This window comes from Clostridium sp. USBA 49, assembly GCF_900167505.1.
In the GTDB taxonomy this organism is placed as follows: domain Bacteria; phylum Bacillota; class Clostridia; order Clostridiales; family Clostridiaceae; genus Clostridium_AT; species Clostridium_AT prolinivorans.
Genome location: NZ_FUYD01000005.1, coordinates 117,899 through 135,019 on the forward strand (window position 1 = coordinate 117,899; position 17,121 = coordinate 135,019).

Genomic DNA, 17,121 nt, shown 5'->3' on the forward strand with positions numbered 1-17,121 from the left:
TTCATAGATTTTTAATGTATACGTTTTATATAAAAGTTTGATAAAATAAACTAATAAAAGCTAAAAATATATTCTGTGAAAGGAATGATAAAATGAGTATATCATATAATGAAGAAAATAAAATATTTCACTTACAAGCAGGAAATACAAGTTATGCTATGCAAATTTATAAAGATGGATATTTAGCACATTTATATTGGGGTAAAAGAGTAAAAAATATTAATCCTAATGATATTATGATGCTTAAAGAAAGGACATCTTTCTCTGCTAATCCAGATATAAATGACAAAACATTTTCATTAGATACTTTACCTCAGGAGTATCCTGCTTATGGAAATACAGATTTTCGTACTCCAGCTTATCAATTTCAGCTTGAAAATGGAACAACAATAACAGATTTAAGATATAAATCACATAGAATTTTTAAAGGGAAACCAAAACTTCAAGGGCTGCCAGCTACTTATGTAGAAAATGAAGATGAAGCAGAAACTTTAGAAATAGTTTTGTTTGATAATTTAATTGGACTTAAAGTAGTATTATTATATACTGCATTTGAAGATTTTAATGCTATAACTAGAAGTGTTCGTTTTATAAATGAAGGAAAAGAAAATTTGAAACTTCTTCGCGGATTAAGTATGAGTGTTGATTTTCCAAGAGATGATTTTGATTTTATGCATTTATTTGGATCTTGGGCAAGAGAAAGACATATTGTAAGAGAACCTCTAAGACCTGGAATACAAGCTATAGATAGCAGACGTGGTGCAAGCAGTCATGAGCATAATCCTTTTGTAGCACTTTTAAGTAAAGATTGTACAGAAGAATATGGTGAAATTTATGGAGTTAATTTAGTTTACAGTGGAAATTTTTTAGCGCAGGCAGAAATTAATATGTATAAAACTACAAGATTATCAATAGGAATAAATCCTTTCGATTTTTCTTGGCTACTTAATAAAGGAGAGTATTTTCAAACTCCAGAGGCTGTAATGGTTTATTCTAGTAATGGTATAGGTGAAATGTCTAGAACATATCACAAGCTTTATCGTACAAGACTTTGCAGAGGAAAATTTAGAGATAAGACAAGGCCAGTTCTTGTAAATAATTGGGAAGCAACATATTTTAACTTTAATGCAGAAAAAATAGAGAATATTGCTAAAGATGCAAAAGAACTAGGTATAGAACTTTTTGTACTTGATGATGGATGGTTTGGACATAGAAATGATGATACATCTTCTTTAGGAGATTGGGTAGTTGATAAAAATAAACTTCCTAATGGATTAGAAGATTTAGCAAACAGAGTCCATAATTTAGGGCTTCAGTTTGGATTGTGGTTTGAACCAGAAATGATTTCGCCAGATAGTGATCTTTATAGAAAGCATCCAGATTGGTGTTTACATGTTCCAAACAGGCCTCGTTCAACGGCTAGAAGTCAATTAATTTTAGATTTATCAAGAGAAGATGTATGCGATTATATAATAAATGCAGTTTCATCAATTTTAAAAACAGTTCCAATAAATTATGTAAAATGGGATATGAATAGAAATATGACTGAAATAGGTTCGGCAATTTTACCTCCAGAGAGGCAAAGAGAAACAGCACATAGATATATGCTTGGGCTTTATAAAGTTATGGATGTTATAACGAGTAGTTTCCCAGATGTTTTATTTGAAGGGTGTTCAGGAGGAGGAGGCCGCTTTGATGCAGGAATATTGTACTATATGCCTCAAATTTGGACAAGTGATGATACAGATGCTGTTGAAAGATTGAAAATACAATACGGTACAAGTATTGTCTATCCAGTAAGCACTATAGGAGCACATGTTTCCGCAGTACCTAATCATCAAGTATTTAGAAATACATCTCTTAAAATGAGAGGAGATGTAGCTATGTCAGGAAATTTTGGCTATGAATTAGACTTGACAAAGTTTACAGATGAAGAAAAGAAGGAAGTAAAAGAACAAATAGCTATGTATAAAGAACTAAGAGAATTTATCCAATTTGGTGATATGTATAGACTCAAAAGTCCATTTGAAGGCAATGAAACTGCTTGGATATTTGTTTCTGAAGATAAAGAAAATGCATTTGCTGCTTACTTTAAAATTCTTGCTGAGCCAAATGCACCAGTTAGAAGATTAACTTTAAGAGGATTAGATCCAAATAAAAATTATGTAATAGAAGGTAAAGATGGAATTTATGGTGGAGATGAATTAATGAATATAGGTGTTCCAATTCCAGATTTACAAGGAGATTTTAAAAGCGTTGTATGGAGAATTAAAGCTAAATAAAATATGTAAAAATCAATAATAAAAACAATAAAAGAGATAATAAAAGAGATAATAAAAAGTTATTAGGTTTTTAATATTACTTTTTATTATCTCTAATTTTTATGAAATTTTGTATAAAAAATTGATTTCAATGTTTTGAATTTTGTCTATTAAAATATAAAAATGATATTGAAGTTAATTTGAAAAAAGTATAGAATATTTAAAAGATTTAAATATAAAAATAATTGAGACCACTTCTACTTTTAAAAATAGCAACATAATATTATAATAGGGGGATTGTATAATGACTTGGTATGAAGTTATCATAAGACTTATATTAGCTATAATAGTAGGGGGTCTTATAGGTTATGAAAGAGAATATAAAAATAGGCCAGCAGGTTTTAGGACTCATATATTAGTATGTATTGGGGCTGCTGTTACATCTATGATACAGCTTTATGCTATAGAAGAAACTTCCAAAATGATACTTGCACAGCCAACATTAGCTAATGCTTTAAAAGCTGATATAGGAAGGCTTGGAGCACAAGTTATAACAGGAGTCGGATTCTTAGGTGCAGGAACTATAATACATGAAAAAGGTTCTGTAAAAGGATTAACTACAGCAGCAAGCATTTGGGTAGTTGCCTGCATTGGACTTGCAGTTGGATTAGGATATTATTTTTTAAGCATACTTTCAGCTGTAAGTGTTTTTATAGTACTTGTTTCACTAAAGAGAGTTGAAGCACGGATATTTGAAAAAGCAAAAATTATTAAATTTGAAATTGAATATAAAAATAGAGGAGAAATGGTTAAGAAATTAGAAGAATATTTTAAAGGAAGAAATATAAAGGTTCAAAATATAGAATTTGAAATAGAAGAAGATGAAGAAACAGAACATCAAACATGTCTTTATACCATTCTTGTTCCAAGACATATCAAGGCAAATGATATTATAAGAGATTTATGTTATTATGATGAAATTATTAAAATAAATTTAGTATAGAATAAAGGAGGCTAAAATCCTTTATTCTATTTTTACTATATTATTTTTATCTATTATATTCCACCAAGTATTACCTGGATTTAAAGGAACATTTTTTCCATATTCGTCTTTTAATACAGTTTGAGAATCTATATTATTTTTATACCAGTTAATTTTTATATATTTTCCATTGCTTATTATATAACCTGTTCCTTCACCTATTAAATTTATATCCATAAGTATATTTTCTTTCTTTTTTTGTATTGTTGTAATTTGAATTACTATATTAGTAAAAGCTAATGGATTGTTATCTTCTTTATTTAAAGCAGGTTTTGAGCTCATATATTTATAATATTTACCATTTTTATATGTATAATTTGTTGTATAATAATTACTTAAATTTAATAATATGTTATTTGCACAAGGAAATGCAGTATTATCCCAATAATTTTTATCAAAAGATAGTTTAACATTAGGAGATTTATTATAATTTCTTGAAACAATGGCATCTCTTATTTTATCTGCTGATGTATATAGATTATGTGGAGCTTTTCTATCTTTTTCTCTCCAATAAAAACCTGTATAAAAAAATTCATTAAGAGACATAAGGTTATTTTCCTTTATTATATTATCAGCTTCATCACTTGCCCCACAATGAGCAAATGGAAGATTATATTCACGGGATATATCAAGGAAATAAGCTCTTGCACTTCTTATAGGTCCAATTTTTTTAGGACTATTTTTCTGAAAAAGTGCAATGGTTCTTGGTATACCTCCTTCTGCCATAGTTTCATAAACAATATCAGCTTTGTCAAGACCTGATTGAGGTCTGGCTTCCTTTGAATTTTCAATTATAGCCATAAAAGGTATATTTTCAAAAGTTTTTTCATCTACTTCTTCTCCTGTAAAGGGAGCATAAAATTTAACATCATTATCAAAAGATTTATTTGTACTTTCATTATAAGATTTATTTAAATTATTAGAAGAAGTTTGTGAAGTTTCAGACTTTTTATCTTCATTATTTTTTGCACATCCATTAAATAATATTATGAATATACATATTGTAATTAAAATGCTTATCTTTTTTTTCATTTTTTATCACTCCAATCATATTTAAATTATATAATATTTCATTAGTATATTCCATATTTTGTATTTTTATTATAGCAAATAAAAATTTATTTTTTGCAACAAGTCTTTTTACTATAAAAATGATAAAAATGGAAGATAAATAATACTAAAAGAAGGTAATTTAATTAAATAGTTTTTTAAAAAATTGTCATAATAAAATTTCTGAATTATAATAAACAAATGACAATATGTTGTATATTGGGAGGTTTTAAAATGCTATATGTTGTAAAAAGAGATGGTAGAAGGGTTGAGTTTAATTCTATAAAAATAACTAATGCCATAAAAGGAGCCGCAGAAGAAATTGCTTATAATATAAAAGAAAGTGAAATTATAGAGCTTACTAAAAAAGCTATAAAAGAAATAGAAAATTTAAATAAAGAAGAAATAGCAGTAGAAGAAATACAAAACATAGTAGAAGATGTACTTTCTAAAAGTAATCATAAAATTTTAAAAAATACATATTCCAATTATAGAAAAGAGAGAAATAAAGTTAGAGAAATTAAATCTGACTTAATGAAAGCTATAGAGAAAATTGGTATACAAACGGATAGAGATAATGCTAATGTTGGCAATAATTTTAGTTCAAAACTTTTAAGAATAGCAAGTGAATCAAATAAATGGCATAATTTAGCTATGATGCCAAAACACTTAGCTAAGGCACATGAAAATGGAGATTTATATTTCCATGATTTAGATTCATATAATTTAACTACTAATTGTTTACATATACCAACAAAGGAAGTTTTAGAAAGAGGATTTAATACTGGATATGGTACTATTAATAAACCAAAGAGAATAGAATCAGCAGCAGAACTTTCTTGTATATTATTGCAGTCAACACAAAATGATATGTTTGGAGGGCAATCCCATCCTGACTTTGATAATGATATGGCTGTGTTTGTAGAACCTACAAGACAAGAGATAAGAGAGGAATTAAAACAGTTTGGTTTAGAAGGAGAAAAGCTTGAAGAAGCAGTAGAAAAAAAGCTTATAAAAACTGTACATCAGGCAATGCAGGGAATAGTTTATAATCTTAATACTATGCATTCACGAGCAGGTTCACAAGTTCCTTTTTCTTCTATAAATTTGGGAATACCATATAGTAAGGATGCTGCTTTAATTTGTGAAACATTTCTTGAAGAATACGAAAAAGGATTAGGTAAAGGTGAACAACCAATATTCCCTAACATAATTTTTAGGGTTAAAAAAGGAGTAAATAGAGAACCTAACGATCCATATTATTATTTATTTAAGTTAGCTTGCAGGGTTGCATCTAAACGTATGAACCCAACATTTATGAACATAGATGCTGATTTTAATAAAGAATATTACGATAAAGGATATATGCCAGCTACAATGGGGTGCAGAACCTATTTAATGTCAAATGTAAATGGTGAACCTGGAGTTAAAGGTAGAGGGAATATTGCTCCAGTAACAATAAACCTTCCAAGATTAGGCATATTAGCTAAAGGGGATATAGATAAGTTCTTTTCGCTTTTAGATAGCAAATTAGAATTAGCAAGGGAATCTTTAATGCATAGATATGATGTTCTTAAAAGGCTTAAGGTAAAGGACTTACCTTTTGTTGCAGGTCAAGGACTTATGAAAGGATCAGAAGGACTTTCACTGGAGGATTCTATAGAACCTATATTAAAACAGGGCACTTGGTCAATAGGTTTTATTGGACTTGCAGAAACACTTATTGCTTTAATTGGTAAACATCATGGTGAAGATGAAAATGCAAGAAAATTAGGATTAAAAATAGTATCGCATATAAGAAATTATACAGACAAGCTTACACAGGAAACTAAGCTTAATTGGTCTTGCTATGCAACTCCTGCAGAAGGATTAAGTGGAAAATTTATAGTTCAGGACAAAAAAATATTTGGTGAAATAAAAGGAGTAACAGATAAAGATTATTATACAAATAGTTATCATATTCCTGTAAACTTTCCTATATCTATAAAAGATAAAATAGACATAGAAGCTCCTTATCATAAGCTTTGTAATGCAGGGCATATAAGTTATATTGAACTTGATGATTATCCTACAGATGATGTAATTATGGATATATTAAATTATGCTTATAAAAATACTAATATAAGTTATATTGGCATAAATTTTCATATTAGATATTGCAGAGATTGCGGGAATTATTTAAAAAATGGAGAACAAGTATGTAAGTGTGGGAGTTTAAATATACAAGGTATATCTAGAGTAACTGGGTATTTAAGTTTAGATGAAAGATTTGGGGCAGGAAAGGTAGCAGAGAGAGCGGACAGAATATCTCATGAAGATGATCATAAAAAAATATATTCTGATGTTTTAAATTAGGGGATGTTTGTGTTGGAAGATAAAAAAATAAGATTAGCAGCTATATTAAAAGAAAGTTTAGTCAATGGACCGGGACTTAGGAGGGTGCTTTTTAGCCAAGGCTGTCCTCATAATTGTAAAGGCTGCTTTAGCCCTCATACTCATTCTTATACGGATGGGGTATTAATTAATATGGACGATATAATAGAAGATATAAGAAAAAATCCTTTATTAAAAGGTGTTACATTTTCAGGGGGAGAACCATTCGAACAAGCAGATAAATTTGCTTATATAGCAAAAGAAGTAAAAAAAATGGGCTTAAATATATGGTGCTATACTGGTTATACATTTGAATATATTTTAGAAAATCAACATAAAAGAAAGGGCTGGAGTGAGCTTTTAAAATATATAGATGTATTAGTAGATGGGAAGTTTGAGGAAGATAAAAAAGAAGAAGGGCTTAAATTTAGAGGTTCTTCAAATCAAAGAATAATAGATGTAAGAGAGAGTATTGAGAGTTTAGAAGTTGTAGCTTTAGATATAGTGTAGGTTTATAATAAAATAATAATACAAACAGATAAAAGATATTCCCTGTTTGTATTATTATTTTGCCAAATTATATATTTAAAGTTTGATGATATCTTTAGCAAAATAATAATCCTCACAGGTCAGATAAAAGATATTCCTTGCTCGGATTATTATTTTGCTAAATTATATATTTAAAGTTTGAGATGATATCTTTAGCAGAATAATAATCCTCACAGGTCAGATAAAAGATATTCCCTTCTTGGATTATTATTTTGCTAAATTATATATTTAAAGTTTATGTTATATTTAGCACAGCAATAACTCTCATCTGTCAGGTAAAAGCTGTAGAAACAAGTTCGTTTATAAGGTTAAAATGAACTTGTTTCTATTTTTATTTACAAATCGACAAATACTAAAGAAAATATATTCTGTTACGATAATAATATGTAGAATATACAAAATTGTTGAAAAATGCAAGGGGGAAAACTATGGACTTAACTTCAATTATAGGAATGCTTTTAGCAGTTGGATTTACAGTTTATGGAATATTATCAAGTGGCTCACTATTAACTTTTTTAGATTTACCTTCAGTATATATAACTGTTGGCGGAACTATAGGAACCCTCTTAATAACTGCTAAAGGCAAAAATGCTAAAAACTTTTTTAAATTATTTGCAATATTATTTAAGGAAACAAAAGTAGATAATGAAGAAATAATAAATAATTTAGTAGAATGGTCAATGAAAGCAAGAAAAGAGGGATTATTGTCTTTAGAGGATACTATTCAATCTATATCAGATACATTTATTCAAAAGGGAATGATGATGATAGTAGATGGAGCAGAACCAGAAACTATAAAAAATGTTTTGGAATTAAAAATCAAAGGTATTATAAATAGACATAAAAGTAATAGAGCTATGCTTGATGCAGGTGCAGCTCTTGCTCCAGCATTTGGTATGATTGGTACTTTAATAGGATTAGTAAATATGCTTAAAACTTTAGACGATCCTTCTACTATAGGACCTCAAATGGCTGTTGCTCTTATTACAACTTTTTATGGTTCTATTTTAGCAAATATAGTATTTATACCTACTTCAAAAAAATTAAAAGCAAAAACAGAAGAAGAAATTTATCAAAAAGAAATGATTATTGAGGGACTTTTAAGCATTCAAGCTGGAGAAAATCCTAATACTATAAGAGAAAAAATGCTTTCTTTCTTAGACGATAAAACTGCTAAAAATATAGAAACAAAAAATAACAAAGAACAAGAATAATAAAGGAAGGAGGTAGCGTTATGGCAGATGATAATTTTAATATAGATGATGATGATGAAGGCGGTGGAGAATGGCTTAATACTTACGCCGATTTAGTTACATTACTTCTTTGCTTTTTTGTTTTGCTTTACTCTATGTCAACTATAGATAATAAAAAATTTAAACAGGTTATTGCAGCTTTTAATTCTATGGGAATTATAGGTCAATCAGGGAGTATAAATCCTGAAAGCAGTGCTGGAGATTCAATGTCTAATTTAGATATTTATAATGCAATAGATGTTCAGCAAGAGCAAGAGATGAATGATATATATAAAAAAGTAAAAGAACTTATAGATAAAAAAGGTTTATCTCAAGATGTACAAGTTGAACAAGTTGAAGAAGGAGTTCTTTTAAGATTTAAAGATAAAGTTTTATTTGACTCAGGGGAAGCGGTATTAAAAAGTGAATCTATAAGTACATTAGAAAAACTTGCCGATATATTAAGAGAACATAATAACACAATATTAATTGAAGGTCATACGGATAATGTACCTATTTCAAATAGTAAATTTAAAGATAATTGGGAACTTTCAACTGAAAGAGCTATAAGTGTTGTAAGATATTTTACTCAAGAACTCCCAGAGGATAAAAGGCTTGATCCAAAAAAGTTTGAAATTATGGGGTTTGGAGAGCATAAACCAATAGCACCGAATGATAATGCACAAAACAGGCAGAAAAATAGAAGAATAGAAGTTACTATAAAAAATGGAAAAGCATCATAGTTGCAGTAAATACTTATTAGTAATATAATATTTTTAAAAATATTTTTCACTTTGAGGTGTACTATGAAAAGTAATGAAATAGAAGTATGTAATTGTACGGAGATACATAAAGATTGTGTAGCTTGTGTTAAAGAAAATATGTTGGAAGATGATACTTTTATAAAACTTGCAGAACTTTTTAAAGTATTTGGTGATTATACAAGAATAAAAATAATATACGCACTTTTAATAAAAGAGTTATGTGTATGTGATATTGCAGAACTTTTAGGAATGAGTCAGTCTTCTATATCTCATCAGCTTAGAGTATTAAAAGCTGCCAGACTTGTTAAATTTAGAAAAGAAGGAAAGGTAGTATATTATTCTTTAGATGATGACCATATAAAAAGTATATTTAGTTCAGCGCTTTCACATGTTGAACATGAATAATAAGAAGGAGAAAATCTCCTTCTTATTATTTTTAAAAAGTGTTAGGCTTAATAGTTAATTTTATATTAAAATGAATAAATTAAAAGCAATAAAAAATTTATTCATTTTTTAAAATCTAAAATCTTAACTATATTTCTATCTTCAAGATTTCCTTCGATTTTTAAAGTTGTACTATGAATATTTTCCCCATTTTTCATATGAGCAAGAAAATTTTCAATTCCTTCTATAGGGAAAGTAAGAGCAGAAGTTTTAAAATGCATAGGTATAACTATATGAGGATTTAAAAGCTTACATACAGCAGCGGCTTCTTTACCGTCTATGGTAAAATTTCCTCCTACAGGTACAAAAAGAATATCAATTTCACCAATAGCATCTGCATCATGTACAGAAAGTACATGCCCTAAATCTCCAAGATGACAAATTCTATAATCATCCATTTTAAAAACATATATTATATTTTCTCCTCTTTTAGCTCCTTCAACATTATCGTGATAAGATGGTATACCTTTTATATCAATATCACATAAATTAAAAAAACCTACTTTATCTAAAATAGCAGGATTTCCTGTTATTTTTTCTATATAATCATGATCAAAATGATGATGGCTTATAGTAACAACATCTGCATGACCTTCAAAAACTTTATAACCTACACTTTCATCAAAAGGATCTGTTAAAAGAGTTCTTCCTTTCGAATCTTTAATCAAAAACGAAGAATGTCCAAGCCATGTTATCTCCATAATAAAAACACCCCTTTATTAATATTAAAATACAACATACTTTATATTATACCCTAAAAGCCGATTTCATAAATGCCAAAAAATATTTTTAAATAAAATTTTATTAATTCTTATTTTAATAAAAGTGTATCAAAAGGCAATTTAATTAGTGTATCAAATAATATACAGTAAGATACACTAATATAAAAAATTTGAGTTATAAGACTTTAAAAAATTGGTATGATATTTGCTTTATAAAAATATATAAAAATATAATTATACATAATTAAAAAGGAGGAGTTAAATTGAAAGTATTAATGGTTTGTTCAGGTGGAATGTCTAGTGCAATAGTAGTTAAAGCTATAAAACAAGAAGCTTGTAAAAAAGGAATTGATTTAGACATAAAAGCTGTTGGAACAGGTGAATTTGAAGATGAACTAAAAAAAGAGAACTATGACTTAGTATTGGTTGCTCCACAAGTTAAACATAGGATGGATAATTTTAAAGAGCAGGCTGCTATTTTTAATGTACCAATAGAACTTGTTGCGCCAATGGGATATACTCCAATAGGAGTACCAAAAGTTCTTGAACAAATAAAAAAATATAAAAAATAAAATTTTTAAGGGGGTTCTTTTATGGAAAAATTTTTAAAATGGATTGAGGAAAAATTAATGCCTCCAATGGCAAAGCTTTCTGAGCAAAGACATTTAAAAGCAATAAGAGATGGAGTTATTTCTACATTATCATTAATTATTGTTGGTTCATTCTTTTTAATTATTGCGCAACCTCCTATAAAAGCATGGGCAGATGCTATTGCACCTAATGCTTGGAAATTAATGATTCCATATAGATTAACTATGGGACTTATGTCTGTTTATGCAGCCTATGGTATGGGATATAGTTTAGCTAAATCTTACAAATTAGATGGAATAAGTGGTGGAGTTTTATCACTTTCAGCATTTCTTTTAGCTACTATACCAGTTAATATAGATACTTTCATAAATGAAGCAACTAAAGCAGGAGTTAAAGGGGGAACACCATTAGGATGGGTATTACCTATGGCTAACCTAGGTGGAGCAGGAATGTTTGTAGCTATTATTTGTATGATATTTGCAGTAGAAACCTTAAGATTTTTAAAAAAACATAATGTTACAATAAAAATGCCAGAACAGGTTCCAGAATCTGTTTCTAGATCTTTTGAAGCATTAATTCCAGCTGCGATTATAATTACAGTTATTTGGTTTATAAGAGTTTGGCTTAATTTTGATATTCAAAAGGTAATAATGAATATATTTAAACCATTAGTTAATGTGGCGGGCAACAGTCTTGGTGGAGTTTTAATACCTGTAATATTTATAACATTACTTTGGACAGCAGGTATTCATGGTATGTCTGTTATAGGTTCTATTGTAAGGCCAGTATGGCTTGTATTGCTTGAAGCCAATACTAAAGCTGTGGCAGCTGGTGAGGCATTACCTAATATTGCTCCAGAACCTTTTTTTCAATGGTTTATATGGATAGGAGGAGCAGGTGCTACTTTAAGCTTGGCGATATTAATGTGTTTTTCTAAATCAGAGTATTTAAAAAGGGTTGGAAGATTTTCTATAATTCCTGGTATATTTAATATAAATGAACCTTTAATATTTGGTACCCCGTTAGTTATGAATCCAATACTTGCTATACCATTTATTTTAGGACCTGTTGTAGCAGGTGTAATAGCTTATATAGCAACAGCTATTGGTTTAGTTTCAAAGGTATATGTTTTAGCACCATGGACATTGCCGGCTCCAATAGGAGCAATATTTGCAACAGGTGGAGATTTAAAGGCGGGGATTTTAGTTATTATAAATATAATAGTTGTAGCTTTAATATATTATCCATTTTTCAAAATTTATGAAAAAAGAATGATAAAAGAAGAACAAGAACAAAGAGGATAAAAACTTAATTAAAAACAATAGCACCTATGATAAATAAAACATTAAGGTGCTATTGTTAAATTTTAAAATATAGCTTTAAATTACTTTAGCGGAGGTAATATAATGGAACAAGAAGTAGAAATTTTTGAAATAATATCACATTGTGGTGATGCAAGAGGTATTGCTTACGATGCTTTAAAAGCAGCTAAACAAAATGAAATAAAAAAGGCTAAAGAACTTTTAAAAAAATCTCAGAAAGAACTTGATTTAGCTCATAATACTCAGACAAAACTTATTCAAAAAGAAATAAATGGAGAAAATTTAAATATGTCACTTCTTATGGTACATGCTCAAGATCAACTAATGACAGCAATTTCTGAAAAAAATCTTATTGAACAGATGGTAGATATGATTGGATTAATTTATTCTAAATAAATTTTTTAGTAATTTATAATTTGTTATAGGAGGCAAATTTAATGCTTATTAAAATTATATATATATTATTTTTTATTATACTATTTTTAGCTTCTATTTTTATTACAAAATTTATAAATAAAAAATTTAATGTAAATAGATGGATTATAGGACTTAGTGCTTTTTTAGTAATTATTGTACCATCCTTAATATTTAAAAATATAGATAATATAGTTATGAATATTATTTATATAATATTTATAGTAATGTGTATAATGTTTTTTGAAACTACGAGAATAAAATTAGAAAATAATAAAATCAAAGGCATTTTAAATTTTGATGATAAATATAAAAAGAAGTAGAGAGTTTTAAGGCGGGATTATTTATGAAATACAAAATAGTCTATGAAACACTAAAAAAAATGTGCTTAAAAGAATTCGATAAAACAGGAACTATAAAAGGATTTAGTGCTAAAGAAATAGCTTCAAAACTTAATATGCAACGAAGCAATGTAGCTAGAGAGCTTACAAAGCTTTATAAAGAAGGAATTATAGATAAAAACAAAGGAAGGCCTGTTTTATATTTTATAAAATATAAAAATTCATCTAAAAATATCAATATTTTTAATGAAGATATTTCTATTTTTGATTCAATTATAGGTAAAGATTCAAGTTTAAAACATCAAATATCACTTGCTAAAGCTGCAATTGTATATCCACCAAGAGGACTTCATACTCTAATTGTAGGAGAAACTGGAGTTGGGAAATCTTTTTTCGCTAAATCTATGTTTAAATATGCATTAGAAGTAAATGTAATAAAAGATAATAAAAAATTTGTTGTTTTTAATTGTGCAGATTATGCAAATAATCCTCAACTTTTAGTTTCTCATCTTTTAGGAGTAAAAAAAGGAACTTATACAGGAGCTAATGAAGATAGAAATGGAATAATTGAAAAAGCTAGAGATGGCATTTTATTTTTAGATGAGGTCCATAGACTGCCTCCAGAGGGACAAGAGATGCTTTTTAGACTTATAGATGAAGGGAAATATACTCCATTGGGGGAAACAAAAGAAATAAGCATAAATGTAATGATAATTTGTGCAACAACTGAAAATATCGATTCAACATTACTTAAGACTTTTACAAGAAGAATTCCAGTTACAATATCTCTTCCAAGTTTAAAGGAGAGAACAATTGAAGAAAGACTAAGCCTTATTAAAAGTTTTTTTGAAGAAGAATCTAATAGAATATCAAAAAAGATAGAAGTTTCAGAAGAAACATTAATTGCATTATTAAATTATGATTGCCCTAATAATATTGGAGAATTAAAAAGCCTTATACAAATCGCAAGTGCTAAAGCATTTTTAAGGAGTATGTTTAAAGATGATGTAGTAAAGGTAAAAATTGATGATTTTTCAAATGAAGTCAGAGCAGAACTTTTGGCATCTAAAAAAGTAAAAGGAAAAAATTTAAAATTAATTATAAAAGCAAATGATAGCTTAAAAGAGGAAGATATTGAAGATAAATATAATTTATCAAAAAATATTTATGAATTTATAGAAAATAGGACAGAAAGTCTTAAAAATAAAGGCTTAAATGAAGATGAAATAAAGAATAAAGTATCCAATGAAGTAGAAAAATTTATAGGAAATTATTTAGAGAGTATATGTGATTATGAAAAAGAAGATGATATAAAAAGGATAGTTAATAATGATTTATACAATTTTTTAAATAATTTTATGTATTTAGCTGAATATAAGCTTAATAGAAAAATAACTAAAAATACATTTTTAGGATTATTAATTCATATAGATACATTTTTAGGAAGACTTAAAGAAAATAGAATTATAGAAAATCCTAGAATTGATGAAATAAGAAAAGAATATCCAGATGAATTTAAACTTGCTATGAATTTAGCAGAAAAAATTGAAGAAAAATATGGGATTATAGTACCTATAGATGAAATAGGCTTTATAACTATGTTTTTTGCAGTTGATACTAAAGAACCTAATGGCAAGGTAGCTGTGCTTGTTGCCATGCATGGAAATAGTACTGCAACATCTATAGTAGAAGTAACAAATCAGCTTTTAAATACTAATCATGCAGTAGGCTTTGATATGCCACTTTCTATGAAACCTGAAAATGCACTTAATAAAATTGAAAATTTAGTTAAACAAATTAATCAAGGTGAAGGTGTTATTCTTTTAGTAGATATGGGATCTCTTAAATTTTTTGATAAAATTATAAAAAATGATACAGGTATTGAAGTAAGAGCCGTTGATATGGTTACAACAGCTACAGTAATTGAAGCAACAAGAAAAGCTCTTATGAATGCAAGCTTAGATGAAATTGTAAGATCAGTAGATTTAGAAAGCAGATTTTTAGGAAATTTTTTAGATGAAAATATAAAAACTAAAAAAGACGTTATTATAACAGTTTGTTCTACAGGAGAAGGAACAGCACAAAAGCTTAAAGATATGATATATAGCAAGTTTTCAAAAAATAGGTACGAAGTTATAAATTTAAGCATAAAAAATAAAGAAGAGTTTAAGATTACTGTAGAAAATATAAAAAAAGAAAGAAATATAGTATACATAATAAGTGCTTTTGATTTAAAAATACCGGGTATAGATTATATATCTATGGACAAATTTTTCAAAGAGTTTGCTTGTGAAAGTTTAGAAGATAATAAAAAATATGAAACTTTTTTAAAAAATATAAAAGTTGTATATAAGGATTATTTAAATATTCCAGAGTATAATTTTATAGCTGATACTTTATTAAGGCTTATTTTAAAAGTAAAACATAAATTTAATATACCAATAGATATGGGAAAAATGCAAGGGCTATTTATGCATATTGGATGCTTAATAGAAAAGCTTATAATAAGAGAGGAAAGAGATAAGTGCAAAAATCTCAGTATTATATTAGCAAGATATCAAGATATATTTAATTATATAGAAAAGGATTTAAGTAGTATTGAAGAAAAATTAAGTATTAATTTTTCTAAAGATGATATTGGAAATATAGTAGAAATTATTATAAATCTTTAAAGTGTTAAAATTAAGAAAATTTTAACAAATAAGATCATTCTTTCGATGAAAAAGAATGATCATAGTAGTGTTTGTGAATGAAGTATAAATCATAATTACAATAATGTAATTGTTGTAACTTGAGCTAAAAAAAAGTTGCACTTTAAAATTTTATGGACTAAGAGGAGGTATAATATGAGGCAATTAGGAATTTCAGTTTATCCAGGACATGCATCTATGGAGGACAATATAGCTTATTTAAATCTTGCAAGCAAATATGGCTTTAAAAGAGTTTTTACATGTCTTTTATCTGTAGAAGGAAATAAAGAAAAAATAGTTAAAGACTTTAAAAATGTTATAATTGAGGCTAACAATCTTGGAATGCAGGTAATTGCAGATGTAAGTCCAAAAGTTTTTAAATCACTAAACATAAGTTATAATGAGCTATCTTTTTTTAATGATTTAGGGGTTTATGGTATAAGATTAGATATAGGTTATACAGGTTTAGAGGAATCACTTATGACTTTTAATCAATACGGACTAAATATAGAAATAAATATGAGCAGTGGTACTAAATATTTAGAAAATATAATGAGTTATATGCCTAATACGGAAAAACTTTTGGGATGTCATAATTTTTATCCTCATAGATATTCAGGACTAAGCTACGAGCATTTTATAAACTGTACAAAACAGTTTAAACAGTATGGTATAAGAACTGCAGCTTTTGTATCATCTAATGATGCAACTTTTGGACCATGGCCTGTAAAAGAAGGATTATGTACTTTGGAAATGCACAGAAAAATGCCTTTAAGTGTACAAGTAAAACACCTATTTGCAAGTGGATTAATTGATGATGTAATAATAGCAAATGCTTTTGCTTCAGAAAAAGAATTAAAAAAATTAAGCAGTATAAATAAAGAGAAACTTACTTTTGATGTAGAACTTGTGGATAATATACCAGAAATTGAGAAAAAAATAATTTTTGAAGAACTTCATTTTAATAGAGGGGATGTCTCTGAATATTTAATTCGTTCAACTCAAAGCAGAGTTAAATACAAAGAACATAAATTTATACCATTTAATACCCCTGATATAAAAAGAGGCGATATTTTAATAGATACTTCACTTTATGATCATTATGCTGGAGAACTTCAAATTGCATTAAATGATATGAAAAACTCTGGCAAGACAAATGTAGTTGGGAAAATTATAAAAGAAGAAATATTTTTATTAGATTATATTAAACCATGGCAAAAATTTGGATTTTGTATAAATAATAATTAATTATTATAAGTATAAATTATTTTATATAAATTTTGTTCTAAAATTTAATCAAATTAGAAATCGTTTATAAAAATGTGC

General features: G+C 27.5%; 15 protein-coding genes. 13 read left to right on the plus strand and 2 right to left on the minus strand.

Annotation, left to right across the window (positions count from 1 at the left end):
• Positions 1 to 92 precede the first annotated feature (92 nt).
• Both B5D11_RS06835 and B5D11_RS06840 read left to right on the plus strand, forming a co-directional pair.
• Positions 93 to 2,282, plus strand: coding sequence for an alpha-galactosidase (locus B5D11_RS06835; protein ID WP_078682303.1), 2,190 nt, complete (start codon positions 93 to 95; stop codon positions 2,280 to 2,282).
• Between the two features lie 283 nt (positions 2,283 to 2,565).
• Positions 2,566 to 3,264 (plus strand): MgtC/SapB family protein, encoded by a 699-nt coding sequence (locus B5D11_RS06840; protein ID WP_078682304.1) that lies wholly within the window; start codon positions 2,566 to 2,568, stop codon positions 3,262 to 3,264.
• Between the two features lie 21 nt (positions 3,265 to 3,285).
• Here B5D11_RS06840 and B5D11_RS06845 read toward each other — a convergent pair whose 3' ends face one another.
• The gene (locus tag B5D11_RS06845) at positions 3,286 to 4,335 is read right to left on the minus strand and encodes a DUF3048 domain-containing protein (protein ID WP_078682305.1); all 1,050 of its coding nucleotides are present in this window, start codon (positions 4,333 to 4,335) and stop codon (positions 3,286 to 3,288) included.
• A 252-nt stretch (positions 4,336 to 4,587) separates the two neighbouring features.
• Here B5D11_RS06845 and B5D11_RS06850 point away from each other — a divergent pair, with 252 nt between their 5' ends.
• The 5 genes from B5D11_RS06850 (at position 4,588) to B5D11_RS06870 (ending at position 9,676) form a co-directional block, all read left to right on the plus strand.
• On the plus strand, positions 4,588 to 6,708 hold the full coding sequence (locus B5D11_RS06850) for an anaerobic ribonucleoside triphosphate reductase (protein WP_078682306.1): 2,121 nt from the start codon (positions 4,588 to 4,590) through the stop codon (positions 6,706 to 6,708).
• A gap of 3 nt (positions 6,709 to 6,711) precedes the next feature.
• Positions 6,712 to 7,236, plus strand: coding sequence for an anaerobic ribonucleoside-triphosphate reductase activating protein (nrdG, locus tag B5D11_RS06855; protein WP_078682307.1), 525 nt, complete (start codon positions 6,712 to 6,714; stop codon positions 7,234 to 7,236).
• Between the two features lie 467 nt (positions 7,237 to 7,703).
• Entirely contained in the window at positions 7,704 to 8,489 is a 786-nt protein-coding gene (locus tag B5D11_RS06860) for a motility protein A (protein WP_078682308.1), read from the plus strand.
• Positions 8,490 to 8,509: 20 nt separating this feature from the next.
• Positions 8,510 to 9,250 carry an OmpA/MotB family protein gene (locus tag B5D11_RS06865; protein WP_078682309.1) on the plus strand — a complete coding sequence of 247 codons (741 nt, stop codon included), beginning with the start codon at positions 8,510 to 8,512 and terminating at the stop codon, positions 9,248 to 9,250.
• A gap of 63 nt (positions 9,251 to 9,313) precedes the next feature.
• Positions 9,314 to 9,676: an ArsR/SmtB family transcription factor gene (locus B5D11_RS06870; RefSeq protein ID WP_078682310.1), complete on the plus strand. Its 363-nt coding sequence runs from the start codon at positions 9,314 to 9,316 to the stop codon at positions 9,674 to 9,676.
• Positions 9,677 to 9,777: 101 nt separating this feature from the next.
• Here the strand turns inward: B5D11_RS06870 and B5D11_RS06875 are convergent, their stop codons facing one another.
• Entirely contained in the window at positions 9,778 to 10,416 is a 639-nt protein-coding gene (locus B5D11_RS06875) for an MBL fold metallo-hydrolase (protein ID WP_078682311.1), read from the minus strand.
• 284 nt (positions 10,417 to 10,700) lie between these two features.
• Here B5D11_RS06875 and B5D11_RS06880 point away from each other — a divergent pair, with 284 nt between their 5' ends.
• From B5D11_RS06880 to B5D11_RS06905, 6 genes are all read left to right on the plus strand, one after another.
• Complete coding sequence (locus B5D11_RS06880; protein WP_078682312.1) at positions 10,701 to 11,009, plus strand: PTS sugar transporter subunit IIB; 309 nt, start codon at positions 10,701 to 10,703, stop codon at positions 11,007 to 11,009.
• A gap of 21 nt (positions 11,010 to 11,030) precedes the next feature.
• Entirely contained in the window at positions 11,031 to 12,332 is a 1,302-nt protein-coding gene (locus tag B5D11_RS06885; RefSeq protein ID WP_078682313.1) for a PTS sugar transporter subunit IIC, read from the plus strand.
• 102 nt (positions 12,333 to 12,434) lie between these two features.
• Positions 12,435 to 12,746, plus strand: coding sequence for a PTS lactose/cellobiose transporter subunit IIA (locus B5D11_RS06890; protein ID WP_078682314.1), 312 nt, complete (start codon positions 12,435 to 12,437; stop codon positions 12,744 to 12,746).
• A gap of 41 nt (positions 12,747 to 12,787) precedes the next feature.
• Positions 12,788 to 13,087, plus strand: coding sequence for a hypothetical protein (locus B5D11_RS06895; protein ID WP_078682315.1), 300 nt, complete (start codon positions 12,788 to 12,790; stop codon positions 13,085 to 13,087).
• Between the two features lie 23 nt (positions 13,088 to 13,110).
• The gene (locus tag B5D11_RS06900) at positions 13,111 to 15,777 is read left to right on the plus strand and encodes a sigma-54-dependent transcriptional regulator (protein ID WP_078682316.1); all 2,667 of its coding nucleotides are present in this window, start codon (positions 13,111 to 13,113) and stop codon (positions 15,775 to 15,777) included.
• A gap of 174 nt (positions 15,778 to 15,951) precedes the next feature.
• Positions 15,952 to 17,043, plus strand: a complete 1,092-nt coding sequence (locus tag B5D11_RS06905) for a DUF871 domain-containing protein (RefSeq protein WP_078682317.1) — start codon at positions 15,952 to 15,954, stop codon at positions 17,041 to 17,043.
• Positions 17,044 to 17,121: the final 78 nt, after the last annotated feature.